Consider the following 26,293-nt stretch of genomic DNA (forward strand, 5'->3'; position numbering starts at 1 on the left):
TCCGGACGCGATCCGACGGCGACCCGGCCGGCACGGCGGACGACCGCGGTCACGGTCTACGGGGCGGAGGGCCGCTGCGCGCCCGCCTGTCCGGGGGAGACCAGGCCGCTCTCGTAGGCGACGACCACGGCCTGCGCCCGGCTTTGCAGGCCGAGTTTGGACATGACGCGGTTCAGGTGCGTCTTGACGGTGGCGATGCTCACCACGAGGCGCTGGGCGATCTGATCGTTCGTGAGGCCCTGCCCGACAAGGTGCAGGACGTCCGTCTCGCGTTCCGTCAGCTCGGCGAGGCCGGCAGGCTGCGCCCGCGGCGCCTCCGGCCGGTGGGCGAAGGTTTCGACGAGCCTCCGGGTGACGGTCGGGGCGAACAGCATCTCCCCTTCGGCGATCAGGGCGACTGCGGCCAGCAGCCGCTCGGGAGGGGTGTCCTTGAGCAGGAACCCGCTGGCGCCGTACCGCAGGGCGGTGTACACGTACTCGTCCAGGTCGAAGACCGTGAGCATGACGATCTTCGGCTTCGGCCGGGGAGCCCGGTCGAGGATGTGCTGGAGCGCGGTGATGCCGCTCATCCCCGGCAGACGGATGTCCATGAGGACCACGTCCGGCCGTAACTCCGCCGCGAGCTCGACCGCCTCCTCGCCGGACGCGGCCTGCCCCACGACCTCCAGGCCGGGTGCCGCCGCGGCCAGTGCTGCCAGCCCGGCCCGGATCAGGGCCTGGTCGTCCACGATCAGCAGCCGTGTCATCGCTGCCGCCTCCCCCCGTATGTGCGGGGGAGGTGTCACGCGCCCCCGGCTGTGTCGAGTGGGACCAGGGGGACGGTGAAGACGACCTCGAACCCCCCCTCGGCTCTCGGCCCCGCCCGCAGTGACCCGCCGTAGAGTCTCGCCCGTTCCCGCATGCCGATCAACCCGAGCCCGGTCGACGGCATTTCGGCCGCCGGCGCGGTACCGCCCCGGCTGGTCACCTCACCGGTCAGCAGGTCAGAGCCGAAGCCGAGGCTGATGGAGACCCGTGCGCCGGGGCCCGCGTGCTTCACCGAGTTGGTCAACGCCTCCTGGACGATGCGGTAGGCGCACAGGTCCACTCCCGGGGGCAGGGGCCGCCGCTGTCCCGAAACCGACCATGTGACGTCCAGGCCGGACGCCCGGGTCCGTCGCACCAGATCGTCCAGCGCCTCCAGACCCGGCGCGGAACGGTACAGGTTCTCCTCGTCGGGGCTCTCCGTCCCGGTGCGCAGTACGCCGAGCAGGCCGCGCATCTCCTCCAGCGCCTGCCGACTGCTCGACCCCACGGACACCACCGCCTGCCGGGCCGCCGCCGGGTCGGAGGCGAACACGTACTCGGCCAGCCCCGCCTGTACCGCCAGCGCCGACAGGTGGTGGGCGACGACGTCATGGAGCTCGCGGGCGATGTGCAGCCTCTCCTGAGCGATGGCGTGCTGCGCCCGCAGTTCCTGCTCCCGGCGCAACTGAGCCGTCAGCTCGGCGAGTTGCACGTTGCGCTGAGCCAGGCGGCGGCTGCCCGTGGCCCACGCCCAGACGACCCCGACGCCGAGGGCGGCCTGGGTCAGGGAAAGCTCTACCGAGAGACGGGCCGCCAGGCCGGCAGCCGCCCATGCCGCCGCCGTCGCGGCGGCGGCCCACGCGGCGCGCCGCGCCGGGCTGCGCACGATCACCGTGTAGCAGGCCAGCAGCGGCGCCCACAAGTTCGTCGACGGCTGGAAACCGGCCGCCGTGTAGACGGCCAGAGCACCGCACGAGATGCCGAACGCCACCCAGGGCGCACGTCCCCGCAGCATCAGAGGAAGGTTCACCGCCAGGCTGAGGGCGATGGCGAGGACGCCGAAGGACGGCCAGCCCTCCCCCTGGTACTGGGCGGCATAGGCCTGCCGCCCGTAGGTGACGGTCACGACGGCCATGACGCACCCGAGCAAGCTGTCGACCACCAGCGGGTCGACACGTATCCGCCCTCTGCCTCCCTGCATCCCCGCAGCGTAGGGGCGCCGGCTCCAGGCGTCGTCCACCCGGGGGTTGACCGCCCGGACGACACCACCCGCAGCCGCGGGATCCGCCGCGCCCTCCCGGACAAGGCCGACCCGGTGCGAAACCGCGGGAGTCCCGGCTTCCGTGGCGGCCGTCCACCGAAGTCCGGACCGGAAGACCACAGGGCCGGACACACGGTCGAATGCGGCATCAACCGACCCGAAAGGCACCGAGCCGTGGCTACGAGGTACGACGAACCGGCCGTCCGCTACGAAGCGTCTGTTCTGGTGGCAGTTGTCAGCGAGTGGCTGTGGGGGCGTGACGGGCGCATGGCTCTGCAGGTGACCACGGGGCCCAAGAAAAAGCGTCACGCCAACCAGGACGCCCGCAGGCCCAGCCCTGGAGCACCTCGGCCACAGGTTCCACTGCGAAGACCTCGTGCGTGCGAGGCACCCATGCCTGGAAGTGCTTGTCCGGCCCTCCCTCGCGGTATTCCACCTGATAGCTCAGGTCGTCATTGAGGTAGACCTGCATGTAGTGCTGGTCTGCGGGCTCCAGATCAAGTCGCCGCACGACGACGAATCGTGATCCGAGACTCATGTCGGCCAGCAGGTCGTGCAGCTGTTCCTCAGAAGGGTCGTCCCACGACGTCCCGTTCGCCTCGACCGCTTGAAGCACTGGTGTTCCCATGCTTCTGACACTAATCACACCCCAGGGTCTCCACCTCGGCAGGCCCGCCTTTCGACATACGGCCTGAGGGCTGTCCCATGGGGAACAGGCCCGTGGGGAACGGCACCGTGGGGAACAGGCCCGTGGGGAACAGGCCCGTGGGGAACGGCACCGTGAGGAGCTGCCCGCCGCGCCGGTCACGGCCGCCCGGCGCCCGGTCTCTCCCGGCGGCCCTGTTCCTCCCGCCGGGCCCACTCCTCCCGCCAGTCCCGCTCCTCCGGCTCGTCCGGCCGTACGGTCTCCGCCAGCGACGCCAGGATCGGCTCGGCGGCGGCCCAGAGCAGCGCGCCGCCGACGCCGGGCACGACCGTGCGCCGCGCTCCGGGGATGCGGGAGACGAGCCGGCGGCCGAGGTCGGGCGAGTGGGAGGCGTCCTCCTCGCCGTACCAGACCTCGACCGGGACGGTGATCGCGCCGAGGTCGATGGGCCAGCGCCCCATCGCGAGCACGGTGTCGCGGGCGTACCCGGCGGCGGCCCCCTGCGCGAACCCCTCGTCGAGGGCGCGGCCGTAGGCGGCGGCGAAGCCGGGGTCCTCGTACACCGTGAGGTCGCTCGCCGGGCTCCCGGCCAGGACCAACCGCCGCAGCGCGTCCCCGTCGAACCCGGCGAACACCTTCTCCGCGCCGACCGGGTCCTCCGCCACCCGCTCGACCAGACCCCGCAGGTCGTCGGGGAGCGCGGCGGCGAACTCCGGGGCCGCCACCTCGTCGGCGGGCGAGACGAGCGCGAGCGCGGAGACGGCCCCGGCCGCCGCGCAGGCGAGGGCGAAGGGCGCGCCCTGGGAGTTCCCCAGCATGGCGGGGCGGGGCCCCAGCCCGCGCAGCCCGGTCAACTCCCGTACGTCGTCCACGAAGTCGGTGAACGTCCGGTCGGGCGCGGGGGTGGAGACCCCGAGCCCGGGGCGGTCCACCGAGACCAGCCGGACACCCTCCGTCTCGGCCGCCCCCGCCCCGATGCCGAGCCACCGGCTGGTCCCGGCCCCGGGGGAGAGCAGCACGGGCAACCCGTCCTCCGGCCCCCACTCGGCCCAGCCGAGCACCCTCCCGTCGGAGAGACGGGTGGTTCCGAGACGGCAGGGATCATCGACGAACAAACTCATGCTCGACATCATTAACGAGCCACCCCCGCCCTGTACCGGCTTTAGGACGCCGGGCACGTCGCGATGTCAGGAAGTCTGCCCGGTGAGGCCGCCCGCGGGCGCGGCGAGGACGCGGACGAGTGCGTCGAGGACGGGGCCGGCGTAGCGGTCGGGCAGGTGGAGCCGGACCCAGCCACTGGTCAGGGCGAGGAAGCCGAGGAGGTCGCGTTCGACCCCTGCCAGCAGTCGGCGCGCCTCGGCGGTGGACGACTCGATCACGGGGCTGTCGCTCCTCTCGACGTCCACGATCCACCGGACGACGTCGTCGGACCGTTCGACGACCGGGTCGGGGTCGTGTCCGAAAAAGGCCCATCCGGTGCCGTCGAGGACGGCGTACACGTCCCGCCGGCTCTCCAGGCCGCCGCAGCAACCGGGCAGCAGCGTGGCGCCGGTCGAGCGGTCCACGACCCGCAGGCCACCGGCGGCGAAGAGGTCCTCGAACGTCAGCAGCCCGTGCAGGAAGGAGCCGAGCGGGTCGGCCGGGCGCGGCGGACGGTCGTCCCCGGCGGCGGGGTCGGGGTCGATGTCGTTGCAGCGGGCGATCAGCATCAGCGCCGTTCCGACCTCGGCGGGGGTGAGTGTTCCGCTCAGCGCCATGAACCCCGGGGGCGCGCACGCGGCGACGGGCCAGAGGGAGAAATCGTCGGGGGCGCCGAGTTCCAGGACGGGCTGCATCACGATCACGCGGTCGAGTGTTCCGGGTCGCCGTCGGCTCCGCACGGGCTTTACGGGGCCGGCCGCGCCCGGGCGCCACGGGCCGCCGCCCCGAGGGCTGTCAGTGCCGCCGCCTAGTCTCCCCACCATGGCGATGCTCCCGAACCCCCTGCCCGACCTGGCCGCCGCCGGCCTGGACCTCCCTCCCGGCTCCCTGGTGGACGCCACGCTGGACGGCCCCTGGCACGAGCCGCTGCTCTGGTACGCGGACGGTGCGGCCGACCCGCGCGACTGGGCGGGGCTGCGGGCGGCCGGGCGGCGCGTGGGGCTGCTGCCGGTGCTGGTCACGGGCGGCCACCGCGACCAGTGGCCCGAGGACTGGGACCTCTCCCCCGCCAGCGCGTCGTACCCCGGCGACCACGACGCGGACGAGGTCCTCGCGGGCTACTGGAGGGAGTACGCGGACGACGAGGTGGGCGGCGCGCCGGCCGGAGGGAGCGGAGAACGCGGGGAGAGCGGAGAGGTCGGAGAAAGCGGGCACAGCGGGGAGCGGTCCGGAGGACCCGGCCCCTGGCCGGGGCTCGCGCCCGTCCCCGCCCGGGAGTCCGCCGGGGCCGCCGAGTCCGCCGAGTCCGCGGACACGGTGGCAGCGGGCATCGCGGGCGTCGTCGCCGCCGACGCGGACCTGTGGCTCGGCGAGACCCGGACGGCTCTCGTCCCGGCCCGCCGCAGCGCCGACATACCGGCGGCGATCGGCTGGACGGGACCGATGAACCACGAGAACGACGTGGCCCGGCTCTGCGCGGTGCTCCGCTCCTGGGAGGACCGGTACGACGCCCGGGTCGTACTCCTCGGCTTCGACACGATGATCGTCTCCGTGGGCCGCCCGCCCGCCACGATCGAAGAGGCCCGCGCCCTGGCCGCCGAGCACTACGCGTTCTGCCCGGACAACATCGACCAGTCCCCGCCCTACGACCTGCACGCGTACGCCGAGAAGGCCGTGCTGGACCAGGAAGCGTGGTCGTTCTGGTGGGACTGAGCACGCCGGGAGGCCGGGCGGCCGGACGACGGCCGGCCGGACGGCGGACAGCGGAAGCGGACACGACAGGCCCGGGCACCACGGAACCGGGCACGACGGGACAGGACACGATGGGTACGGGCGACAGCCGTGCGGCCGGGCAGCGGTCGGACCTCGGCAGGATCAAGGCGTGGTGGCGCACCCTGGGCGGCGACCGCTTCGCCGTCCTCCCCCCGCCGACGCGCAGCCGCTACACGCAGTCGGACGGCCACGAGGACGCGGCGGAGATGTTCGCCGTCCGGGGCATCTCCACCGACGCCTCCTTCGCGTACTGGCACTGGCAGTCCCAGGTCGTCTTCGACCGCTCCGGCGACCTGACCGGTGAGCTGTGCCTGCACTGGGGCGGCGACCACGCCACGGTCGCCGCCGGTCTCGGGGCCGGGCCGGACGGCTACCGGATCGTCGACGGCGGTCCGCAGGGCGCGTTCCGGCTGGACAAGGTCACGGCGGTGGACGCCGACGGGCTGCCCGCCCCCGAGGACACCGCGGGCGTACGCCAACTCCTCGCCCGCCTCGACGAGCCCCGTCGCCGGACCCCCCGGGAGACGGAGTACGAACCGCTGACCCCCGCCGAGGAACGCTGGCTCCACGTCCGGCTGGGGGACCTCCTCGACCGCGAACGGGCCACCGGGACCGACGCGGGTGCCGCGGCCGGGACGAACGGCCCCGCCGCCACGACCGGTGGGCCCTCCGACAGCGGCCCGGGCCCCGCCCTGCCCGCCGCCGCCCGCTTCGCCGCCCCGCTGGAGCACCGGCAGGCGCTGACCCCGGACGAGACGGCACGGCTGCTCTCCGCCTGGCGGGAGAGGTACGCCGGGCGGCTCGCGGACTGGCGCGGCCGGCGTCCCGTGCTGAACGCGCTGCTGCGGCAGGAGCATCCCGACGCCTGGGAGGTGGCCGCCGAGCTGGGCCCCGAAGCGTCGCACGTCCTCGCCGCCCACCCCTCCCCGCGCTCGCTGGAGCTGCTGCGGGCCTGGGCTCTCGCCGGGAACGGCTCCGCCGTGCGCGGCTGGTTCCGCACCCACCGCGCCCTGTGTGAACCGGACCCGTTCCGGGCCGCCCGCACGCTCTCCGACGAGCTGGCCGCGCACCCCGCCCCCGAGGCCGCCCAGACCGCCCTGCTCGACGCGCTGCGCACCGCCGACGCCGAGGAGCGGCCCGCCGCCTCCGACCGGGACGCGGCGGCCGACGCCGCCCTCCCGCTCCTCGCCACCCTCCGGTACGCCACGGACGATCGGCTGCCCCGCCCGTTGCGGGTCGCCGCCGCGCGGGCGGCCCGGGACACGGTGGCCCGGGTCCGCGAGACGGCCGCCCGGCTCCCCGGCGCCGAGGAGGCCGACGCCCTCGCCGCCGCCGACCGGTACGAGTCCGTCCGCGACGACCTCCTCGCCGGCACCGGCCCCGACCTGACCGGGTACGAGGGCCGCCTCGGCGACCTCTACCACCACTACCGCACCCTCTCCCCCGCCGATGTGGGGTGGCTGCGGGACCGGCTCGCCGACCCGTCCACCGGCGTCCAGGGCATCGCCTTCTGCCTGGAGCTCCTGTACGCCCACGGCGAGGCCACCGGGGACGACGTCGAAGCGCTGCTGCCGCGCTGGAAGAAGGAGCTGACCAAGCAGTACCGCACGACGTACACCGAGTGGCGCCACCCGCTGACCACCCTCACCTGCCTCGCCCTCGACCTGGACCACCCGGCCGCCGCCGACCTGCTGGCCTGGTGGGCGAAGCCCAAGCCGCTGTGGAAGAACCCGGTCCGGCTGCTGACCCACCTCGGCGCACCCGACGAGGCGAAGGCCGCCGAACTGTGGGAGTTCATCGCCTCCGGGCAGCACGACACCGGGCACCTCATGACCTGGGTACTGCTCCGCGCCCGGCTGGACGGCATCCACCCCCTCCTGGTCGCGGAGCGGCTGATCGGTGAAAAGGACATCCGCGCGTACGTCCTGGAACGCGTCCTGATCGGTGTGGCCGACCCCGCCCAACCGCTCTGGCACTACGCGATCGACCCGCGCAGCCACAGCTGGTGGCGGCGCGCCCAGGAGGTGGCGGACGACCCCCGGCTCTCCGACGCGGCCCGCGCCATCGGCCTGAAGGCGGCCCGCGACCACTGCGTCCTGCGCCACCCCGACCAGGTCCGCCCGGCGCTCACCGAAGGGGAGGTGGCAAAGGCCCGTGCCTGGGCGGAGGCGCGCGCCGACCGGGTCTCCGCGGGCTGAGTTCCCGTACTCATGCGGAAGGCCGCCGCCGAAGGTTGACTCGGACGCATGAGCGAGAACAGCCACGACGGCGGCCCCACAGCGGTGCCCGACCCCACACCGGCGGCCGCCCCCGACACGACGCCCGACCGCCGCGCGTGGGTCGCCCCCCTGATCTCCACGGTCCTGACCCTGCCGATGGGGCTCGTCGCCCTGTTCGTCGCCGGGCTCTCGCCCATGGCCTGCGACTCCTGCAACGGCGCGGCGGCCGACCGCTTCCACGACAGCTGGACCGTGGGATGGACCGTCCTGTGGATCGGCCTGATCGTCGCCCTGGCCGTCCTGATCGCCGCGTGGGCCGTCCCGCACCAGCTCCGTCACGCCGCCCGGCGCGTGGGCCTGGCCCTCGCCGCGCCCGCCACCGTCGTGGTCGCTTTCGTGGCGTTCATGGCCCTGGTCGACTGGCCCTGACGCGAAGGGTCCACCCCCGTGGACGACACGAACTGCGCCGCGAAGCGGGCCGCGCCCACCTCACCGCCCCGCGCGACCCGGCCGTCGCCACGGCCCTGACCACCACCGCCCGCGCCGACGAGGACCCGCTCGTCCGGAACGGCGCCCGCTTCCCCACCGAGGAGGCCCACCGGCTCCAGGGGGCCGGAGCGGGTGGGCCGTGACCGCGCGGGGGCTCGGCCCCGGGCGAGGACGCCGGGTGCTCAGCCCCGGCCGGGCGTACGTCCTGTGCCGAGCCACTGGGCCACCTCGGTCGCCCAGTAGGTGAGGATCATCTGCGCCCCGGCCCGCCGGATGCCGGTCAGGCTCTCCAGGATCGCCTTGTCCCGGTCGATCCACCCCTTCTCGGCGGCGGCCTCGATCATCGCGTACTCACCGCTGATCTGGTACGCCGCGACCGGCACGTCCACCGACTCGGCGACCTTGGCGAGGATGTCCAGGTACGGTCCGGCCGGCTTCACCATGACCATGTCCGCGCCCTCCTCCAGGTCGAGCGCCAGCTCGCGCAGCGACTCGCGGGCGTTGGCCGGGTCCTGCTGGTAGGTCTTGCGGTCGCCGGTCAGCGAGGAGCCGACCGCCTCCCGGAAGGGCCCGTAGAAGGCGGAGCTGTACTTCGCGGTGTAGGCGAGGATCGACACGTCCTCGTGCCCGGTCTGGTCCAGGGCGTCCCGGACGACGCCGACCTGGCCGTCCATCATCCCGCTGGGGCCCACCACATGGGCCCCGGCGTCCGCCTGGACCTGGGCCATCTCCGCGTACCGCTCCAGCGTCGCGTCGTTGTCCACCCGGCCGTCCGCCGTCAGGACCCCGCAGTGGCCGTGGTCGGTGTACTCGTCCAGGCACAGGTCCGACATCACGACCAGCTCGTCCCCGACCTCCTCGCGGACCGCGCGCAGAGCGACCTGGAGAATGCCGTCCGGATCGGTGCCCGCCGTCCCCCGGGCGTCCTTGTTCGCGTCGTCCGGCACCCCGAAGAGCATGATCCCCGAGACCCCGGCCTCGACCGCCTCGACCGCCGCCTTCCGCAGGGTGTCCAGGGTGTGCTGGTGCACGCCGGGCATGGCCGAGATGGCGACCGGGGCGTCGATGCCCTCCCGTACGAAGGCGGGGAGGATCAGGTTCGCGGGGTCGAGCCGTGTCTCGGCGACCATCCGCCGCATCGCCGGGGTCGTCCGCAGCCGCCGGGGGCGGGAGCCGGGGAAGTTTCCGTACGCAGTCATCCTTCGACCATAGACCCGTGGAGGACACGGTCTTACCGACACCGGTACCGGCAAACCCGCCCCCGGGAAGGCCCCACCGGCAGGACGACAGGGCCAGGACGGCGGCGGGCCCGGCCGCCGAAGCGACCGGGCCCGCTCACCCCCGTACGGGTACCGCTACGTCGTCGTCCGGCGCCGACGCGCGCCCGGACGCCGCTCGCTCGGCCGGGTCACCGGGTCGCCGGCCTCCCGCGCCGCGTCCCGGCGCCGCGCGCCGAAGGCGGCCAGCGCCTCCGCGAGCTTGTGCACCGACGGCTCGGGGGACAGCACGTCCACCCGCAGGCCGTGCTCCTCGGCGGTCTTCGCGGTGGCCGGACCGATGCAGGCGATCACGGTCACGTTGTGCGGCTTGCCCGCGATTCCGACCAGGTTGCGCACCGTCGAGGACGAGGTGAACAGGACGGCGTCGAACCCGCCGCCCTTGATCGCCTCACGGGTCTCGGACGGCGGCGGCGAGGCGCGGACCGTGCGGTACGCGGTGACGTCGTCGACCTCCCAGCCCAGCTCGATGAGGCCCGCCACCAGCGTCTCGGTGGCGATGTCGGCGCGCGGCAGGAACACCCGGTCGATCGGGTCGAAGACCGGGTCGTAGGGCGGCCAGTCCTCCAGGAGCCCGGCCGCCGACTGCTCGCCCGAGGGCACCAGGTCCGGCTTGACGCCGAATTCGACCAGCGCGCGGGCGGTCTGCTCCCCGACCGCGGCGACCTTGATCCCGGCGAAGGCGCGGGCGTCGAGCCCGTACTCCTCGAACTTCTCCCGGACCGCCTTGACCGCGTTCACGCTGGTGAAGGCGATCCACTCGTACCGGCCGGTGACCAGGCCCTTGACCGCGCGCTCCATCTGCTGGGGCGTACGCGGCGGCTCGACGGCGATCGTCGGGACCTCGTGCGGCACCGCGCCGTAGGAGCGCAGCTGGTCGGAGAGCGACGCGGCCTGCTCCTTCGTCCGCGGGACGAGCACCTTCCAGCCGAACATCGGCTTCGACTCGAACCACGCGAGCTGGTCGCGCTGGGCGGCGGAGCTGCGCTCTCCGACCACGGCTATGACCGGCCGGTGGCCCTCGGGGGACGGGAGCACCTTGGCCTGCTTGAGGACCTGGGCGATCGTCCCGAGGGTCGCCGTCCAGGTGCGCTGGCGGGTGGTGGTGCCCGCGATCGTCACGGTGAGCGGGGTGTCGGGCTTGCGGCCCGCCGAGACCAGTTCTCCGGCGGCGGCCGCGACCGCGTCCAGGGTGGTGGAGACGACGGCGGTCGCGTCGCTCGCGCCGACCTCGTTCCAGCACCGGTCGGAGGCGGTACGGGCGTCGACGAAGCGGACGTCCGCGCCCTGCGCGTCCCGCAGCGGCACCCCGGCGTAGGCGGGAACGCCCACGGCGTTGGCGACGCCCGGAACGACCTCGAAGGGCACCCCGGCGGCGGCGCAGGCGAGCATCTCGGCCCCCGCGTCGCCGTCCAGGCCGGGATCGCCCGCGACGGCACGGACCACCCGCCTGCCGCCCTTCGCGGCCTCCATGACAAGATTGGCCGCATCCCTGAGAACGGGTACACCGGCGGTTGTTGACGAGGCGTCAACGACCGTCAGCTCGGGGGTGCTCACGCCTGCCCGCGCATGGCCGCGAACGACGTCGAGGACATCGGGCTCGGCGACAAGGACGTCCGCGCTCGCGAGCGCTTCGACGGCGCGCAGGGTCAGCAGTCCCGGGTCGCCGGGACCGGCGCCGAGGAAGGTGACCTGGCCTCGGGCGGACAGGGCCGGAAAGTCGGATACGGCGGGGCCGGTGGGGCTCAAAGTACTCGCTCCCCCATAAGACCGGCCGCACCCTTGGCGAGCATCTCGGCCGCGAGTTCGCGACCGAGGGCCGCCGCGTCGTCCTGCGACGTGGGGACGGGACCGGTGGTGGACAGCTGTACCAGCGAGGAACCGTCGAGGGAACCGACGACTCCGCGCAGGCGCAGCTCGTTGACAACCTGTCCGTCGACCAGGAGGTCGGCCAGCGCACCCACGGGTGCGGAGCAGCCGGCCTCCAGGGCGGCGAGCAGGGCGCGCTCGGCGGTCACGGCGACCCGGGTGTACGGGTCGTCGAGCTCGGCGAGCGCGGCGGCGAGGTCGCCGCTGGACGCGGCGCACTCGATCGCCAGTGCTCCCTGGCCGGGAGCGGGCAGAACGGTGTCGACCGGCAGGAAGTCGGTGACTTCGCCGCTGCGGCCGAGACGGCTGAGCCCGGCGGCGGCCAGGACGACCGCGTCGAGCTCCCCGTCCCGCACGAACCCGATCCGCGTGTCGACGTTGCCCCGGATGGGGACGGTCTCGATCCGCAGGCCGTGGGAACGGGCGTACGCGTTGAGCTGCGCCATGCGGCGCGGCGAACCGGTGCCGACGCGGGCGCCGGACGGCAGCTGCTCGAAGGTCAGGCCGTCGCGGGCGACCAGGGCGTCGCGCGGGTCCTCGCGCTGCGGCACGGCGGCCAGCACGAGGTCGTCGGGCTGGCTGGTCGGGAGGTCCTTGAGCGAGTGGACGGCGAAGTCCACCTCGCCGCGCGCCAGCGCCTCGCGCAGGGCCGCGACGAACACTCCGGTGCCGCCGATCTGCGCCAGGTGCTCGCGGGAGGTGTCCCCGTACGTGGTGATCTCGACGAGCTCGACGGCGCGCCCGGTCACCTCGCGAACCGCCTGGGCGACGAGTCCGGACTGGGCCGTGGCGAGCTTGGAACGCCGGGTGCCCAGCCTGAGCGGCGCGGGGTTCCGCGCGCCCGGGGATGAGTTGTCGGTCATGACCGCCCTCTATTCGGGTCGTTCAGGTCTGCCCGGGAGACGGCGGCCACCGTCTGCGGGTCGAGGTCGAAGAGTTCGCGCAGCGCGTCCGCGTACCCGGCGCCGCCGGGCTCGCTGGCGAGCTGCTTGACCCGCACGGTGGGCGCGTGCAGGAGCTTGTCGACGACGCGGCGCACGGTCTGGGTGATCTCGGCGCGCTGCTTCTCGTCGAGGCCGGGGAGGCGGCCCTCCAGCCGGGCGATCTCGCCCGCGACGACGCCGGCGGCCATGGTGCGCAGGGCGACCACGGTCGGGGCGACGTGCGCGGCGCGCTGGGCGGCGCCGAAGGCGGCCACCTCGTCGGAGACGATGGTGCGGACCCGGTCCACATCGGCGGCCATCGGGGCGTCGGCGGACGCCTCCGCGAGCGACTCGATGTCGACGAGGCGCACACCGTCGATGCGGTGGGCGGCGCCGTCGATGTCCCGCGGCATGGCGAGGTCGAGCAGGGCGAGGCGGACCGGTCCGGTCGACTGGGCGGGCACGGTGGCGCGGCGCGGCGCGGTCGCCGGGCCGGCCTGCGCGGCGGAGGCCGCGGAACCGTTCTCCACCCAGGCGGCGTGCTGGTCGACGTCGTCCGGGGCCGGGGTGACGGAGGCGGTCCGCGGCTGCTCCGGGGCGGCGTCCAGGGTGGTGCCGAGGGCGTCCGCGAGGGCGTCGGCGGTGAGGACGAGCCCGGTGGCGCCGGTGCAGGAGACGACGATGTCGGCACGTGTCAGTTCGTCGCTCACCGCGGACATCTCCACGGCCCGGGCCCGCACGGCGGTGTCGTCGCCCTGCTGGAGGATCTCCACCAGGCGGTCGGCACGGGCGCGGGTGCGGTTGGCGACGACGACCTCGGCGACGCCGGTCCGGGCGAGGGTGGCGGCGGCCAGGGAGGACATCGAGCCGGCGCCGATGACCAGGGCGCGCTTGCCCCCGGCCCACAGGGCGGGGTCGGCCCCGGCGGCGAGCTGCTGGAGCCCGAAGGTGACGAGCGACTGCCCGGCCCGGTCGATCCCGGTCTCGCTGTGGGCGCGCTTGCCGACCCGCAGGGCCTGCTGGAAGAGGTCGTTCAGCAGCCGTCCGGCGGTGTGCAGCTCCTGGCCGCGCGCGAGCGCGTCCTTGATCTGGCCGAGGATCTGGCCCTCGCCGACGACCATCGAGTCCAGGCCGCAGGCGACCGAGAAGAGGTGGTGGACGGCCCGGTCCTCGTAGTGCACATAGAGGTACGGGGTGAGTTCGTCCAGGCCGACGCCGCTGTGCTGGGCGAGCAGCGTGGACAGCTCGGCGACGCCCGCGTGGAACTTGTCCACGTCGGCGTACAGCTCGATGCGGTTGCAGGTGGCCAGCACGGCGGCCTCGGTCGCGGGTTCCGCGGCGAGGGCGTCCTGGAGCAGCTTGGCCTGGGTCTCGGCAGCGAGCGACGCCCGCTCCAGCACGGAGACGGGGGCGCTGCGGTGGCTCAGTCCGACGACGAGGAGGCTCATGCGGGCATCACGGCGGGCACGTCCCCGTCGGGTCCCTTCCGGCCGGCGGGCGTGGCGCGCATGGGAGGCGCGGCCTCGTCCTCGGCGGCGACGTCCTCTCCGGCCTTGCGCTGCTCGTGGAACGCGAGGATCTGGAGCTCGATGGAGAGGTCGACCTTGCGCACGTCGACGCCGTCGGGCACCGACAGGACGGTCGGCGCGAAGTTCAGGATGGAGGTCACCCCGGCGGCGACGAGCCGGTCGCAGACCTGCTGGGCCGCGCCGGGCGGGGTGGTGATCACGCCGATGGACACACCGTTGTCGCTGATGATCCGGTCCAGGTCGTCCGTGTGCTGGACGGGGATCCCGGCCACCGGCGTACCGGCCATGGCGGGGTCGGCGTCGATCAGCGCGGCGACGCGGAAGCCGCGGGAGGCGAACCCGCCGTAGTTGGCGAGGGCCGCCCCGAGGTTGCCGATGCCGACGATCGCGACCGGCCAGTCCTGGGTGAGCCCCAGCTCGCGCGAGATCTGGTAGACGAGGTACTCGACGTCGTACCCGACCCCGCGGGTGCCGTAGGACCCGAGGTAGCTGAAGTCCTTGCGCAGCTTCGCCGAGTTGACGCCGGCCGCCGTGGCCAGCTCCTCGGAGGAGACCGTGGGGACCGAACGCTCGGAGAGCGCGGTCAGTGCGCGTAGATACAACGGAAGTCGGGCGACGGTGGCCTCGGGAATTCCTCGGCTACGGGTCGCCGGTCGGTGAGTTCGGCCAGTTGCCACGGTGCTCCTGCGGGATGAGCGGGGCTGCAGGCGGCCGTGTGTCCCTAGACCGCCCCGTCGAATGCAGGCTATGTCTTTGTGAACGCGTGCACAAAGATTGTGTCCGATTTGTCCGGTCAACGTGACCGGGGTCACGCACATTCCCCGCGCGATCCCGGAACCGGGGACCGCATCAGCCCGTTGCAGCCTCGAAGGGGGCAAAGCGGAACACACTCCTCACAACTAAGCCCCCGAGGCCACTCAAAACGCCCGCAATGTTAACCGGGTTTCGCGTCCGCACCCAGCGCCCTGCGCAGCCTCGCCGGGTCCACGCGCCAGAACGTGTGCTGCTCACCGTCGACCAGCACCACCGGGATCTGCTCCCAGTACTCCTTGTACAGCTCCTCGTCCACGGTGATGTCCTTCTCCGTCCACGCCGCGCCGGTCTCCTCGCAGACCGCGGCGACCACCGCCCGCGCCTCCTCGCACAGGTGGCACCCGGGCTTCCCGATCAACGTGACCACCCGCTCGGCGGGCTTCTTCTTCGTACGGCGCAGCAGAGGGCTCATCCCTCCATTCTGCGCCCGCCCCGCCCGGCCCCCCGGCCCGCGCACCGCGACGGCGGACCACCCGGGGGGACCGGGTTCACCCCTCCGCCCCGGAGCGTTCACACCACCGCATCGCGGCAGGTCGGGCAGGTCCGGGAGGACTGGCTATGCTCACGGCATGGCCGCATTTGGATGGCTCACACCCCGTAGGCGTTCCGCTACCGCACGGAGCGTCCTGGCAGGCGAGGCCGCCGCCGAGGCCGCGCGCAAGACCTCCTTCGTGGAGGACGAGGCCGCCCTCCTGACCGGGACCTCCGAAGCACCGCCCGAGGAGCCCGCCTTCCCGGTCGCCGGGGACGACCGCGCCGCCGCCTTCTTCGACCTCGACAACACCGTCATGCAGGGCGCCGCGATCTTCCACTTCGGCCGCGGCCTCTACAAGCGCAAGTTCTTCGAGCGCCGCGAACTGACCCGGTTCGCCTGGCAGCAGGCCTGGTTCCGGCTGGCCGGCGTCGAGGACCCCGAACACATGCAGGACGCCCGCGACAGCGCCCTGTCCATCGTCAAGGGCCACCGCGTCTCCGAGCTGATGTCCATCGGGGAGGAGATCTACGACGAGTACATGGCCGACCGCATCTGGCCCGGCACCCGCGCCCTGGCCCAGGCCCACCTGGACGCCGGACAGCGGGTCTGGCTGGTCACCGCCGCCCCCGTGGAGACCGCCACCATCATCGCCCGACGGCTCGGCCTGACCGGCGCGCTCGGCACCGTCGCCGAATCGGTCGACGGCGTCTACACCGGCCGCCTGGTCGGCGAACCGCTGCACGGCCCCGCCAAGGCCGAGGCCGTCCGCGCCCTCGCCGCCGCCGAGGGCCTCGACCTGGACCGCTGCGCCGCCTACAGCGACTCCCACAACGACATCCCGATGCTCTCGCTGGTCGGCCACCCCTACGCGATCAACCCGGACACCAAGCTCCGCAAGCACGCCCGCGCCCTCGACTGGCGGCTGCGCGACTACCGCACCGGGCGCAAGGCGGCCAAGGTCGGCATCCCGGCCGCCGCCGGGGTCGGCGCGCTCGCGGGCGGCACGGCCGCCGCACTCGCCCTGCACCGCCGCCGCCGCTGACCCCGCGGCCCGCCGAGCCGCCGAGCAGCCCCGGGGCCCGCGCTCCCGCCCCCCGAACCGCGCGGACCGCAGCCCGCCCCCCGAACCGCGGCCCCCGGCCCCCGGCCCCGGTCCCCGGTCCCCGGAGACCTTGCCGCGCCCCCCTGTCGCCGGTCCCGTCCGGTCACGGGGCGCAGCCACGCCCGGACCCGCGCGACCGGTCCAAGGCCGTTCCCCCGCCCCGCCGACGCCCCTGCCAGCCAGCGCGATCCCCCGCGCCCGGCCACAACCCGTCGCCCCCGCAGACAGATCACGAAGTAATCCGATCAATAAACGGTCACCAATTGCTACTTGATACGTCACTTAGCGATAAGAGAAGCGACGGAACCGGCGATTTAGACAACTGGGTGTAGTGCCGTCAGCACGAAGCGTTATTCTCCTCAGACGCATCACGGAGACCGTCACTCGCCACCACGGGTGATGTTTTTCGAACTGCTCGTGATGGAAGCTCTGCCTCTGGGAGTCCCGTGTACCCACACGTCGGGGTTGACGCCTCGGGCCTGGCTACGCTGCGTGCATCGGTCATCGACCGCTTGCGCGGCTTCGTCCCCACCGCGTACGCCGTCCCCGCCTTTGCCACCCCTGCACCTGCCGGCCCCTGCTACGCCCTGGCCGAACGCAGTGCGGCGGTCGGAAGACGCGGCGCCCGCGCCGCCTCGACCGCCACGCCGACCGTCCGCCGTCCCACGGCCGACAGCGACAGCGCGCGCATGATGGACCTCGTCGAGCGCGCGCAGGCGGGCGAGGCGGACGCCTTCGGCCGCCTGTACGACCAGTACAGCGACACCGTGTACCGGTACATCTACTACCGCGTGGGCGGCAAGGCCACCGCGGAGGACCTCACCAGTGAGACCTTCCTCCGCGCGCTGCGCCGCATCTCCACGTTCACCTGGCAGGGCCGCGACTTCGGCGCCTGGCTGGTCACGATCGCTCGCAACCTGGTCGCCGACCACTTCAAATCCAGTCGTTTCCGGCTGGAAGTGACCACCGGCGAAATGCTCGACGCCAACGAAGTGGCGCGCAGCCCCGAGGACTCCGTCCTGGAGTCCCTCTCCAACGCCGCGCTGCTCCAGGCCGTGCGGCGGCTCAACCCCCAGCAGCAGGAGTGCGTCACCCTGCGGTTCCTCCAGGGGCTCTCGGTCGCCGAGACCGCCCGGGTGATGGGAAAGAACGAGGGAGCGATCAAGACCCTGCAGTACCGCGCCGTCCGGACGCTCGCCCGGCTCCTGCCGGACGACGCCCGCTGACCGGACCGGTGCGTGACCGTCCCGTCACGCACTGGTCCGATCATCTTTCGTGCGTAACCCAAGTGCCGGGCGCGTCGTTGTGCCGGTTGCAGGCCCCCTGCCGTCGTCCCCTGTCCGTCTCCGCTCACTCCATCGAGTGGAAACGCTCAAGGCGGGCAACCTTCCGAACCGTCAGGGGAGTCGACCGTCATGACGAGAGGAGGTGCCGCCAGTGATCGCAAACGTTTCGGCACACCGGCGGGCCAACGCCTTCGCCCAGGCCCTGGAGGAGCAGTCCCCCCAGGGTGCGGCGGCCGTACAGCCCGACGATCCGGCCGACCAGGCCGACCGCGGACCGCTGTTGGCCCTGGCGAACGGCCTCGGCGAGCTACCGAAGCCGCAGTTGGACCCCGAGGTCAAGGCCGTGCAGCGTGCCCAGTTGGTCGCCGCCATGGAGACCATGTTCGCCGAGGGCGGCGCGTCCACGGGCCCTACGGTGCCGGTGCAGCGGGGCAAGGGAGCCCACCGGGCCTCACCCCTGCGGAAGTTGCGTCCCCGCTCCCGCTGGGCGAAAGGGCTCACCGCCGGCGGCCTCACCGTCGGCGTCGCCGCGGGAGCGTTCGGCGGTGTGGCCGCGGCCAGCTCCGACGCCCTCCCCGGTGACTCGCTCTACGGGCTCAAGCGCGGGATGGAGGACATCAGCCTCGGTATGACCAAGGGCGACACCGAGCGCGGCGAGGCCTACCTCGACCAGGCGTCCACCCGGCTCAGCGAGGCCCGCAGGCTCATGGAGCGCGGCCGTTCCGGCCCCCTGGACCACGAATCCCTCGGCGCGGTCAGACGCGCGCTCAACGGCATGTCCCACGACGCCTCCGAGGGCCACCGCCTGCTCCACGCCGCCTACCAGCGCGACGGGGCGATCGGCCCCATCCAGACCCTGGACACCTTCTCCCGCTCGCACCGCGACACCTGGAGCAGCCTCCGCGACCGGCTGCCCGTCCAGCTCACCGACGTCCGCGACGAAGTCAGCTCGGTCTTCGAAGCCATGGAGGACGAGGTCGCCCCGCTCCAGTCCCTCCTGCCCCGTCCCCCCGGCGAGGAGAAGGACTCCCGGCGGCCCGGCGCCACCACCGTCCCGGACAGCGGCTCCTCCCGGCCCGACGCCTCCGCGCCCCCGGCCTCCCCCGAGAAGCCCGGGGACCGCACCGACGGCAGCACGCCCCCCGAGCCCTCCGGCTCCTCCGGCTCCTCCGACACCGCCCCCGACGACGGCCTGCTCGGCGGCGGCACGGACGGCCTGCTCGACGACCTCCCCACGGACGGCCTCACCGAGCCCTCCCCCGAGAACAGGCCCAGCGCCCCCACCGCCCCCGAGGTCACCCTGCCCCCGCTCCTCCCCGGGCTCCTCCCGGGCCTCGGCATCGACGGCCAGAACATCAAGCCGTAAGACCCACGCGGAAGGGGGCCGGCACGCGGATCGCGTACCGGCCCCCTTTCCGTCCGGCCCGCGCCGGAAGCGGCTCAGAAGAAGACCGACCGCCGCTGCACCAGCAGCTTGTACAGCGTGTGCTGGATCTGCTCCCGCACCTGGTCCGTCAGGTTGAACATCAGCATCGGGTCCTCCGCCGCCTCCTGCGGATACCCGTCCGTCGGGATCGGCTCGCCGAACTGGATCGTCCACTTCGTCGGCAGCGGCAGCGCGCCCAGCGGCCCCAGCCACGGGAACGTCGGCGTGATCGGGAAGTACGGGAAGCCCAGGAGCCGGGCCAGCGTCTTCGCGTTCCCGATCATCGGGTAGATCTCCTCCGCGCCCACGATCGAGCACGGCACGATCGGCGCCCTCGCCCGCAGCGCCGTCGAGACGAACCCGCCCCGCCCGAACCGCTGGAGCTTGTACCGCTCGCCGAACGGCTTGCCGATGCCCTTGAACCCCTCCGGCATCACCCCGACGATCTCGCCCGTCTCCAGCAGCCGCTGCGCGTCCTCCGCACAGGCCAGCGTGTGGCCGGCCTTGCGCGCCAGCTCGTTGACGACCGGGAGGTGGAAGACCAGATCGGCGGCGAGCAGCCGCAGATGCCGGTCGGCGGGGTGGTGGTCGTGCACCGCGACCTGGAGCATCAGCCCGTCCAGCGGCAGCGTCCCCGAGTGGTTGGCCACGATGAGCGCCCCGCCCTCCGCGGGGATGTTCTCGATGCCCTTCACCTCGACCCGGAAGTACTTCTCCGCCAGCGGCCGCAGCGCCGACATCAGGACCTGCTCGGTGAGCTCCTTGTCGTACCCGAACTCGTCGACCTCGTAATCACCGGTCACCCGGCGCCGCAGGAACGCCAGCCCCCCGGCGATCCGCCGCTCCCAGCCGCCGTCCGGCGGCACGGAAGCGTCCCGGCCGGGCCCCTCGGGCTCTCCCGCCCCCTCCCCGGCCTCCGGGGGCGGGGAGGCCGCCTCGGGGAGCTGCGTCCCCGGCAGGGCGCTCACCGGCGCGGCGGAGCCGTCGCCCCGCCCTCCGCTGCCACCGCCCGCCCCGGTCCGGCGCCGCGCCGGACGCGACGCGCCACCGGACCGCGAACGGTCGTCGTCGAACGGAAGGACCTTGGCGTCCGCCATCGTCGGTGCGCTCCTCTACCTGGCGCCGTCAGTCGTCTGTACCGCACCGGCTCCGCGTTCCCGCGGCCCGGCGCCTCCCGGCAGCGGCACCGCCGCCAGCCGGTCCACCGCCCTGCCCACCACTTCCGGCGGCAGCAGTCCGGGCCCCCGGCTCCGCGCGAACTCCGCGAACGTCTCCGCCGTGGTGAACGTCGGCCGGAAACCGAGGGTCTCGCGCATCTGCACCGTCGAGACCACCCTGCCATGGGTGAGCAGCCGGATCTGCTCCGGCGAGAAGTCGGTCATGCCGATCGTACGGAGAGCCGAGCCGACCCAGGTGACGGCGGGCAGCAGCACCGGCACGGTCGGCTTCCCCAGCCGCCGCGAGCACTGCGACAGCAGCAGCACCCCGTCGCCCGCGATGTTGAACGTGCCGCTGTTCAGCGTTCCGCGCCGGGGCTCGCTCGCCGCGATCCCGAGGACGTCGATCACATCGTCCTCGTGCACGAACTGGAGCCGGGGGTCGTAGCCGAAGACGGTCGGCAGGACGGGCAGGGAGAGGTAGTCGGCGAGCGGCGAGTCCGGCCGCGGCCCCAGGATGTTGGCGAACCGCAGCACGCACACCGCCACGTCCGGCCGGCGGCGGGCGAAGCCCCGTACGTACCCCTCGACCTCCACCGCGTCCTTCGCGAAGCCGCCGCTGGGCAGCGACTTGGGCGGGGTGGTCTCGGTGAACACGGCGGGGTCGCGGGGCGCGGACCCGTACACGCTCGTGCTCGACTTCACGACCAGCCGGCGCACGGCCGGGGACTTCTGGCAGGCGCCGAGCAGCTGCATCGTGCCGATGACGTTGGTCTCCTTGACCGCCGTCCGGCCACCGGCGCCGAGCGCCTTGCCGGAGACGTCCAGGTGCACCACGGTGTCGACCATGTGCTCGGCCAGGATGCGCGCCAGGGCGGACTGCCGGATGTCCGCCCGCACGAACCGCGCGGCACCCAGATCGTGGTCGGGCGCGACCGCGTCGACCGCGATCACCCGGTCCACGCCGGGATCGCGCTGGACGCGCCGGACGAAGCGGCCCCCCAGCTGCCGGGCCACTCCTGTGACGAGGACGACCTTCCCCAAGACCAGCGCCTTCCGTCGGCCCGGGGAGCCCTGAGCCGGCTCCCCTGCTTCCCTCGGTAACTCCCTGGTCGTCACCGTAGCGGGTGGACGCCGCCCTGTGACGCCCCTGAGGCGGGCCTCGGCCCCCTTTCCGGAAAAGGACCTCCGGGGACGCCCCGGAAACGCCGCAGCCCCTCCACCGGTCCGGTGGAGGGGCTGCGGATCACGCGAAACGCGTTCGCTTACTTCTTGTTGCGACGCTGAACGCGCGTGCGCTTGAGCAGCTTGCGGTGCTTCTTCTTGGCCATCCGCTTACGCCGCTTCTTGATAACAGAGCCCACGACTACCCTCGCTCACTTCTTCTTCACTGGTGCGGGGCGTCTGGGCCCACACGACCTACGTCGGCCTAGCCTACCCGCCCCCGCCCGAGGGGCGTAATCCGCAGGCGGCCTCAGGCCGATTCCACCCCCACGAAGGAGTCGCGGAGATACGCGTGAACCGCTTGCTCCGGCACCCGGAAGGACCTGCCCACCCGGATCGCCGGCAGATGACCGCTGTGCACCAAGCGGTACACGGTCATCTTCGACACTCGCATGACCGAGGCGACTTCCGCCACGGTCAGAAACTTGACCTCGTTGAGAGGCCTCTCGCTGCCAGCAGCCATGACCCACCTGTACCTTCCGCACCGGACGCGCACCGGCTTCCCCTCCGGTGACTCTTCGTCGTTGTGCGCTCACTCCCCAGATTAGGGGCGGGTGATGCGAGTGGGGAAGAGGAGGGCCGGCCGCCGGCCTACGGAGACAGACAGGCCCGATTGAGCACATAGCGCGTCAACGGCCGGTAAAACGGCGCCTGTACGCCGTCGTCGAGCGGAACGGCGACCGACACCCGCCCTTCCGCCTCCCCCACGAACAGCGCCGGGTCGTCCGTGTCCGCCGGCCCGATCGCCTCGATCCCCAGCTGACCTGCGCCGCAGACCCAGCCGTGGTCCCCGATCACCAGCTCCGGCAGCACCCCGAGCCGCTCGGCCGCCTCCTGGAGCGCCAGCCGCACCGGAAGCGGCGAATGCGTGTGCGCGCCGGTCTCACCCCCCGTGGGCCGCCCCCCCGGTTCGCGCACCAGAGCGACACCTCGTACGTAGTCGATGGTGTACGTGCGTACGCCAAACCGCGTCGTTATGTCGACACATCGCCCCTGCGCGGGGGTGAGGACAGGGCAGCCCGCCGCCGACAGAGCGTCTGCCAGCCCGGCGTAGAAGCCGAGCAGCCGGTGCGGATGCCCGGTCCCCAGCAGCACCGGGGCCCGCCGCCGGGCCACCGAGGCCAGCCGCTCCGCGAACGCGTCCAGCCCGGCCACCGTACGGTCCGGGTCGATCGCGTCGGCCCCGGAGAGGTGCGCCGGGTCCGCCGAGACCCCGCACCGGTCCGCCATCAGCCGTAACAGGTCGCTCTCGTCCCAGGTCCGGTCGGGCACGAGCCCCAGCAGCACCCGGGGATCCCGGGCGGCGAACAGCCGGTAGCTGCGCAGGTTGTTCTCGCGCGGGGTGGCCACGGGCCCGGCGAGCCGGGCCGCCAGCAGATGGGCGCGCAGCGCCCCGGTGCTCAACACCCCAGGGATGCTGCCGTACCGCGCAGCCGGAACGGGCGGGAACGGCGGTACACCCCTCCGTTGGCGTAACGGGCGGCACAATGCCCCGCCCGCCGCCCGGGGCCCGCGCCCTCACCCCCTGTCCCTGTCCCCTGTCTCTGCCGCCGCCCGAGCCCGTGGGCCGCCCGCCGGAGCCGCCGGAGCCGCGTCCGCCCGGGGCCCCTCAGGTCAGCAGCCCGCGCAGCGGGAACGCCGCCTTCCGGGCCGCCAGCACCGCCTGGTCCAGCCGGTCCGCGGGGTCGTACCCGTCCTCCCACTCCTGCCAGGCCGGCGTCCGCCCGTCCGTCATCCGGCCCGGGCCGAGCTGCCGGGTGCGGGCGTAGACGAGATCCCGCCACGAGGACGGCACCACCGACTCCGGGTCGACGGGGGCGTGCGCGGCGATGCCCACCAGGTGCGTCCAGGAGCGGGGCACGACGTCCACGACCGCGTACCCACCGCCGCCGAGCGCCACCCAGCGCCCGTCCGCGTGGTCGTGCGCCAACCGGTGGCAGGACTCCATGACCGCCCGCTGCGCGTCCAGCGACACCGCGAGATGGGCGAGCGGGTCCTCGAAGTGCGTGTCGGCGCCGTGCTGGGTGACGAGGACCTGGGGACGGAAGTCGGCCAGCAGCTCGGGCACCACCGCGTGGAACGCCCGCAGCCACCCCGCGTCCCCGGTCCCGGCCGGCAGCGCCACGTTGACCGCTGAGCCCTCGCCGTCCCCGGCCCCGGTCTCCTCCGGCCACCCGGTCTGCGGGAAGAGCGTCCTCGGATGCTCGTGCAGCGAGACCGTCAGGACGCGCGGGTCCTGCCAGAACGCGGCCTGCACCCCGTCCCCGTGGTGGACGTCCACGTCCACGTACGCGACCCGCTCCGCGCCCAGCTCCAGCAGCCGGGCGATGGCGAGGGCCGGGTCGTTGTACACACAGAACCCGGCGGCCGCCCCGGGCATGGCGTGGTGCAGGCCCCCGGTGAAGTTGACCGCGTGCTCGGTCTCCCCGCGCCACACGGCCTCGGCGGCCCCGACCGACAGGCCGGCGATCAGCGCGGAAGCCTCGTGCATCCCGGCGAACGCCGGATCGTCCACGGTCCCGAGCCCGTACTCCTGGTCGGCCGCCCGGGGGTTCGCGGAGGCGGCCCGTACCGCGGCCACGTAGTCCTCGCGGTGCACGAGCCGCAGGGTGGAGTCCCCGGCGGCCTTCGCCGACCGCAGATCCACCGCTGCGTCGAGCCCGAACGCCCGCACCAGCCCCATCGTCAGGTCCAGCCGGACCGGGTCCATCGGGTGGGTCTCCCCGAAGTCGTATCCGGTAACCGCGTCATCCCACATCAGCTGTGCGCGCCCGCTCATGCCCGCCACCGTATCGGTCCGGGTCCGGCCCGAACGAGCGGGCGTACACGAGCGTCGCCAGCACCAGGACCATGGGGACGAGCATGGCCCCCCGATAGCTCCACGCATCCCCCAGAGCACCCACCAGCGGTGAACCCACCAGGAACCCGACATAGTTGAAGATGTTCAGCCGGGCCACGGCGGCGTCGCTGTTTCCCGGGAACAGCCGTCCGGCGGCGGCGAAGGTCTGCGGCACGATCACGCAGAGCCCGAAGCCGAGCATCGTGAACCCGAGCATCCCCACCCAGGCCCCCGGCGCCACCGCCACGACCGCGAACCCGCCGGCCGCCAGCAGGCTCCCGCCCCGCACCACGGCCACCGCCCCGAACCGCCGCACCCCCAGGTCCCCCACGGCCCGGCCCAGCAGGGTCGTCACCATGTAGACGTTGTACGGGACGGTCGCGAGCTGCTCGGAGCCGCCCAGCACGTCCTGGAGGTACTTGGCGCTCCAGTTGGAGACGGTCGAGTCCCCGATGTACGCGAAGCTCATGACGAGGCAGAGCGGCAGCAGCAGCTTGAACGAGAGCGACCCGCCCGTGGTTCCGGGCCCGGCCCCGGCCTCCTCGGGGCGCTTCCCCTCCGTGTACCACCGGCTGCCGGCCAGGGCGGCGGGCAGCAGCACGGCGACCACGGGCAGGTAGGACGCGAACAGCGACAGGTCGTACCGCGCCCCGACCCACGCCAGGGACGCCCCCGCGATGCCTCCGAGGCTGTACGCGGCGTGGAACCCGAGCATGATGCTGCGCCCGTAAGCCCGTTGGAGGCTGACCCCCAGCATGTTCATGGAGGCGTCCAGCGCCCCGACCGACAGCCCGAAGACCCCCAGGGCGACGGCGGCGTGCCACATCTCGCGCCCGGCGCCCGTCCCGAGCAGGGCGAGCAGGACGAGGGGCTGGGCCCACCGCAGGACCACTCCCGGCCGGATGCGGGCGACCACCTTCTCGGTGGCCACGCTGCCGGCGCCCGCCAGGATCGGGACGGCGGCGAGGAAGACCGGCAGCAGCGCGTCGGATATCCCGTACTGGTCCTGGATGGCGGGGATACGCGTCACCAGAAGGGCGAAGGCCACCCCTTGGACGCCGAAGCTCAGTCTCAGGGAGGCCCTGCCGTACCGCAAGCCGGCATCAGTCATGGCGGCGAGCGTAGGGCCAGTCGCTACCCGGGGGTAGATGGATCAGCCGGGCAGTTTCCGGACGGACGGTGTCCGTATGGGCCGGGCCCGGGCGGGGGTCCGGCGGGTGGAGGGGCGGGGCGAGGGGCGGAGGCGGGGCGTCAGGCGAGCAGGCCGGGGAGCTGGGACATGTCCGAGAAGTGCCCGGTGACATCCACGAGCCGGTCCGCGGGCATCATCGAGGTGAACCCGTACACGTCCATCCCGGCCGCCCGTGCCGCCTCGACCCCGAGCGGACTGTCCTCGATGACGACGCACCGCTCGGGCGCGACGCCCATGCGCTCGGCGGCGTGCAGGAACAGGTCCGGTGCCGGCTTGCCCCGTCCGACATCCTCCGAGCTGAAGATCCACTCGTCTTCGAACCACTGGTCGATCCCGGTCCTGCGGTGCCCGACGCGGATCCGTTCGTGGCTCCCGGAGGAGGCGACGCAGTAGGCCACTCCGTCCGCGACGAGCTTTCCGAGCAGCTCCTCGACCCCGTCCACCGCCACCAGCTCCTGCTCGAAAGCGGCGAAGGTACGGGAGCTGAGCGTGGTGTCGAAGTCCTCGGGCAGCTTCTGCCCGGTCCGCTCCTCGATGAGGTCGTGGACCCGGTGCACGGCGGACCCCATGTAGTCACGGATCGATTCGTCGTACGAGGTCGGGTGACCGAGTTCGGTCAGGTAGCCGGAGAGAACGGTGTTGGCGAGGGGCTCGCTGTCGACGAGCACACCGTCGTTGTCGAAGATGACCAGTTCGTAGCGCATGGTCCGACCCTAGACGTTCAGAACGCAGAAAAGCCCCGTGCCACAAGGCACGGGGCTTTCCCGGAAAAATTGTTCGGCGGCGTCCTACTCTCCCACAGGGTCCCCCCTGCAGTACCATCGGCGCTGAAAGGCTTAGCTTCCGGGTTCGGAATGTAACCGGGCG

The 26,293-nt window shown here is 73.2% G+C and carries 25 protein-coding genes and 1 rRNA gene; 6 read left to right on the forward strand and 20 right to left on the reverse strand.

The window, feature by feature from the left end:
- Positions 1-56 precede the first annotated feature (56 nt).
- The 5 genes from ACH4K1_RS12155 to ACH4K1_RS12175 all read right to left on the reverse strand — a co-directional run bounded on the left by ACH4K1_RS12155 (position 57) and on the right by ACH4K1_RS12175 (position 4,528).
- Complete coding sequence (locus tag ACH4K1_RS12155) at positions 57-746, reverse strand: response regulator (protein ID WP_398088814.1); 690 nt, start codon at positions 744-746, stop codon at positions 57-59.
- A 35-nt stretch (positions 747-781) separates the two neighbouring features.
- Positions 782-1,987 carry a sensor histidine kinase gene (locus tag ACH4K1_RS12160; protein ID WP_398088816.1) on the reverse strand — a complete coding sequence of 402 codons (1,206 nt, stop codon included), beginning with the start codon at positions 1,985-1,987 and terminating at the stop codon, positions 782-784.
- 295 nt (positions 1,988-2,282) lie between these two features.
- Positions 2,283-2,675, reverse strand: a complete 393-nt coding sequence (locus ACH4K1_RS12165; protein WP_398088817.1) for a hypothetical protein — start codon at positions 2,673-2,675, stop codon at positions 2,283-2,285.
- A gap of 176 nt (positions 2,676-2,851) precedes the next feature.
- Positions 2,852-3,814 (reverse strand): alpha/beta fold hydrolase, encoded by a 963-nt coding sequence (locus tag ACH4K1_RS12170; protein WP_398088819.1) that lies wholly within the window; start codon positions 3,812-3,814, stop codon positions 2,852-2,854.
- Positions 3,815-3,880: 66 nt separating this feature from the next.
- Complete coding sequence (locus tag ACH4K1_RS12175; RefSeq protein ID WP_398088882.1) at positions 3,881-4,528, reverse strand: hypothetical protein; 648 nt, start codon at positions 4,526-4,528, stop codon at positions 3,881-3,883.
- A gap of 127 nt (positions 4,529-4,655) precedes the next feature.
- Here ACH4K1_RS12175 and ACH4K1_RS12180 point away from each other — a divergent pair, with 127 nt between their 5' ends.
- The 3 genes from ACH4K1_RS12180 (at position 4,656) to ACH4K1_RS12190 (ending at position 8,254) form a co-directional block, all read left to right on the forward strand.
- Complete coding sequence (locus ACH4K1_RS12180; RefSeq protein ID WP_398088821.1) at positions 4,656-5,546, forward strand: DUF4253 domain-containing protein; 891 nt, start codon at positions 4,656-4,658, stop codon at positions 5,544-5,546.
- Positions 5,547-5,656: 110 nt separating this feature from the next.
- Complete coding sequence (locus ACH4K1_RS12185; protein ID WP_398088822.1) at positions 5,657-7,804, forward strand: hypothetical protein; 2,148 nt, start codon at positions 5,657-5,659, stop codon at positions 7,802-7,804.
- Positions 7,805-7,852: 48 nt separating this feature from the next.
- Positions 7,853-8,254, forward strand: coding sequence for a hypothetical protein (locus tag ACH4K1_RS12190; RefSeq protein ID WP_398088823.1), 402 nt, complete (start codon positions 7,853-7,855; stop codon positions 8,252-8,254).
- A gap of 242 nt (positions 8,255-8,496) precedes the next feature.
- On the opposite strand, the gene hemB is transcribed toward ACH4K1_RS12190, so the two are convergent.
- The 6 genes from hemB to ACH4K1_RS12220 form a co-directional block, all read right to left on the reverse strand.
- On the reverse strand, positions 8,497-9,513 hold the full coding sequence (gene hemB / locus ACH4K1_RS12195; protein ID WP_398088824.1) for a porphobilinogen synthase: 1,017 nt from the start codon (positions 9,511-9,513) through the stop codon (positions 8,497-8,499).
- A gap of 156 nt (positions 9,514-9,669) precedes the next feature.
- Positions 9,670-11,340, reverse strand: a complete 1,671-nt coding sequence (locus tag ACH4K1_RS12200) for a uroporphyrinogen-III synthase (protein ID WP_398088825.1) — start codon at positions 11,338-11,340, stop codon at positions 9,670-9,672.
- The gene (hemC, locus tag ACH4K1_RS12205; RefSeq protein ID WP_398088827.1) at positions 11,337-12,323 is read right to left on the reverse strand and encodes a hydroxymethylbilane synthase; all 987 of its coding nucleotides are present in this window, start codon (positions 12,321-12,323) and stop codon (positions 11,337-11,339) included. The genes ACH4K1_RS12200 and hemC overlap by 4 nt, the downstream gene beginning before the upstream one ends.
- The gene (locus ACH4K1_RS12210) at positions 12,320-13,831 is read right to left on the reverse strand and encodes a glutamyl-tRNA reductase (protein ID WP_398088829.1); all 1,512 of its coding nucleotides are present in this window, start codon (positions 13,829-13,831) and stop codon (positions 12,320-12,322) included. Before ACH4K1_RS12210 ends, hemC begins: the two co-directional genes overlap by 4 nt.
- The gene (locus ACH4K1_RS12215; protein ID WP_398088831.1) at positions 13,828-14,589 is read right to left on the reverse strand and encodes a redox-sensing transcriptional repressor Rex; all 762 of its coding nucleotides are present in this window, start codon (positions 14,587-14,589) and stop codon (positions 13,828-13,830) included. Before ACH4K1_RS12215 ends, ACH4K1_RS12210 begins: the two co-directional genes overlap by 4 nt.
- A 257-nt stretch (positions 14,590-14,846) precedes the next feature.
- Positions 14,847-15,137 (reverse strand): glutaredoxin family protein, encoded by a 291-nt coding sequence (locus ACH4K1_RS12220; protein ID WP_398088833.1) that lies wholly within the window; start codon positions 15,135-15,137, stop codon positions 14,847-14,849.
- 157 nt (positions 15,138-15,294) lie between these two features.
- On the opposite strand from ACH4K1_RS12220, the gene ACH4K1_RS12225 reads away from it, so the two are divergent.
- From ACH4K1_RS12225 to ACH4K1_RS12235, 3 genes are all read left to right on the forward strand, one after another.
- Positions 15,295-16,242 carry an HAD family hydrolase gene (locus ACH4K1_RS12225; protein WP_398088834.1) on the forward strand — a complete coding sequence of 316 codons (948 nt, stop codon included), beginning with the start codon at positions 15,295-15,297 and terminating at the stop codon, positions 16,240-16,242.
- A 506-nt stretch (positions 16,243-16,748) separates the two neighbouring features.
- Positions 16,749-17,528, forward strand: a complete 780-nt coding sequence (locus ACH4K1_RS12230) for an ECF subfamily RNA polymerase sigma factor, BldN family (RefSeq protein WP_228990654.1) — start codon at positions 16,749-16,751, stop codon at positions 17,526-17,528.
- 211 nt (positions 17,529-17,739) lie between these two features.
- Positions 17,740-18,954 (forward strand): DUF5667 domain-containing protein, encoded by a 1,215-nt coding sequence (locus ACH4K1_RS12235; RefSeq protein ID WP_398088836.1) that lies wholly within the window; start codon positions 17,740-17,742, stop codon positions 18,952-18,954.
- 74 nt (positions 18,955-19,028) lie between these two features.
- On the opposite strand, the gene ACH4K1_RS12240 is transcribed toward ACH4K1_RS12235, so the two are convergent.
- The 9 genes from ACH4K1_RS12240 to rrf form a co-directional block, all read right to left on the reverse strand.
- Entirely contained in the window at positions 19,029-20,111 is a 1,083-nt protein-coding gene (locus ACH4K1_RS12240; RefSeq protein WP_398088838.1) for a lysophospholipid acyltransferase family protein, read from the reverse strand.
- A 15-nt stretch (positions 20,112-20,126) separates the two neighbouring features.
- On the reverse strand, positions 20,127-21,215 hold the full coding sequence (locus tag ACH4K1_RS12245) for an NAD-dependent epimerase/dehydratase family protein (protein ID WP_398088839.1): 1,089 nt from the start codon (positions 21,213-21,215) through the stop codon (positions 20,127-20,129).
- A gap of 221 nt (positions 21,216-21,436) precedes the next feature.
- Positions 21,437-21,535 (reverse strand): 30S ribosomal protein bS22, encoded by a 99-nt coding sequence (locus ACH4K1_RS12250; protein WP_003948845.1) that lies wholly within the window; start codon positions 21,533-21,535, stop codon positions 21,437-21,439.
- Positions 21,536-21,645: 110 nt separating this feature from the next.
- Positions 21,646-21,858: a helix-turn-helix domain-containing protein gene (locus ACH4K1_RS12255; protein WP_158072177.1), complete on the reverse strand. Its 213-nt coding sequence runs from the start codon at positions 21,856-21,858 to the stop codon at positions 21,646-21,648.
- 128 nt (positions 21,859-21,986) lie between these two features.
- The gene (locus ACH4K1_RS12260) at positions 21,987-22,802 is read right to left on the reverse strand and encodes a phosphatase (RefSeq protein WP_398088841.1); all 816 of its coding nucleotides are present in this window, start codon (positions 22,800-22,802) and stop codon (positions 21,987-21,989) included.
- A 202-nt stretch (positions 22,803-23,004) separates the two neighbouring features.
- Positions 23,005-24,174, reverse strand: coding sequence for an acetoin utilization protein AcuC (locus tag ACH4K1_RS12265; RefSeq protein WP_398088843.1), 1,170 nt, complete (start codon positions 24,172-24,174; stop codon positions 23,005-23,007).
- Positions 24,143-25,345 carry an MFS transporter gene (locus tag ACH4K1_RS12270; RefSeq protein ID WP_398088844.1) on the reverse strand — a complete coding sequence of 401 codons (1,203 nt, stop codon included), beginning with the start codon at positions 25,343-25,345 and terminating at the stop codon, positions 24,143-24,145. The genes ACH4K1_RS12265 and ACH4K1_RS12270 overlap by 32 nt, the downstream gene beginning before the upstream one ends.
- A 140-nt stretch (positions 25,346-25,485) precedes the next feature.
- Positions 25,486-26,130 carry an HAD family hydrolase gene (locus ACH4K1_RS12275; protein ID WP_398088846.1) on the reverse strand — a complete coding sequence of 215 codons (645 nt, stop codon included), beginning with the start codon at positions 26,128-26,130 and terminating at the stop codon, positions 25,486-25,488.
- Positions 26,131-26,201: 71 nt separating this feature from the next.
- Positions 26,202-26,293 (reverse strand): 5S ribosomal RNA (gene rrf / locus ACH4K1_RS12280); the annotation flags it as partial.

The organism is Streptomyces sp. NPDC017448 (assembly GCF_044330565.1).
Classification (GTDB): domain Bacteria; phylum Actinomycetota; class Actinomycetes; order Streptomycetales; family Streptomycetaceae; genus Streptomyces.

Bases quoted from the DNA above. Each gene is read 5' to 3' on its own strand.
- ACH4K1_RS12225 (WP_398088834.1), top strand. From the start codon at position 15,295: ATGGCCGCATTTGGATGGCTCACACCCCGTAGGCGTTCCGCTACCGCA.
- ACH4K1_RS12160 (WP_398088816.1), bottom strand. From the start codon at position 1,987: ATGCAGGGAGGCAGAGGGCGGATACGTGTCGACCCGCTGGTGGTCGAC.
- ACH4K1_RS12170 (WP_398088819.1), bottom strand. From the start codon at position 3,814: ATGAGTTTGTTCGTCGATGATCCCTGCCGTCTCGGAACCACCCGTCTC.
- ACH4K1_RS12185 (WP_398088822.1), top strand. From the start codon at position 5,657: ATGGGTACGGGCGACAGCCGTGCGGCCGGGCAGCGGTCGGACCTCGGC.
- ACH4K1_RS12255 (WP_158072177.1), bottom strand. From the start codon at position 21,858: ATGGCTGCTGGCAGCGAGAGGCCTCTCAACGAGGTCAAGTTTCTGACC.
- ACH4K1_RS12265 (WP_398088843.1), bottom strand. From the start codon at position 24,174: ATGAGCGGGCGCGCACAGCTGATGTGGGATGACGCGGTTACCGGATAC.
- ACH4K1_RS12240 (WP_398088838.1), bottom strand. From the start codon at position 20,111: ATGGCGGACGCCAAGGTCCTTCCGTTCGACGACGACCGTTCGCGGTCC.
- hemB (WP_398088824.1), bottom strand. From the start codon at position 9,513: ATGACTGCGTACGGAAACTTCCCCGGCTCCCGCCCCCGGCGGCTGCGG.
- ACH4K1_RS12275 (WP_398088846.1), bottom strand. From the start codon at position 26,130: ATGCGCTACGAACTGGTCATCTTCGACAACGACGGTGTGCTCGTCGAC.
- hemC (WP_398088827.1), bottom strand. From the start codon at position 12,323: ATGACCGACAACTCATCCCCGGGCGCGCGGAACCCCGCGCCGCTCAGG.
- ACH4K1_RS12210 (WP_398088829.1), bottom strand. From the start codon at position 13,831: ATGAGCCTCCTCGTCGTCGGACTGAGCCACCGCAGCGCCCCCGTCTCC.
- ACH4K1_RS12190 (WP_398088823.1), top strand. From the start codon at position 7,853: ATGAGCGAGAACAGCCACGACGGCGGCCCCACAGCGGTGCCCGACCCC.
- ACH4K1_RS12155 (WP_398088814.1), bottom strand. From the start codon at position 746: ATGACACGGCTGCTGATCGTGGACGACCAGGCCCTGATCCGGGCCGGG.
- ACH4K1_RS12270 (WP_398088844.1), bottom strand. From the start codon at position 25,345: ATGACTGATGCCGGCTTGCGGTACGGCAGGGCCTCCCTGAGACTGAGC.
- ACH4K1_RS12165 (WP_398088817.1), bottom strand. From the start codon at position 2,675: ATGGGAACACCAGTGCTTCAAGCGGTCGAGGCGAACGGGACGTCGTGG.
- ACH4K1_RS12175 (WP_398088882.1), bottom strand. From the start codon at position 4,528: ATGCAGCCCGTCCTGGAACTCGGCGCCCCCGACGATTTCTCCCTCTGG.
- ACH4K1_RS12180 (WP_398088821.1), top strand. From the start codon at position 4,656: ATGGCGATGCTCCCGAACCCCCTGCCCGACCTGGCCGCCGCCGGCCTG.
- ACH4K1_RS12220 (WP_398088833.1), bottom strand. From the start codon at position 15,137: ATGAGCCCTCTGCTGCGCCGTACGAAGAAGAAGCCCGCCGAGCGGGTG.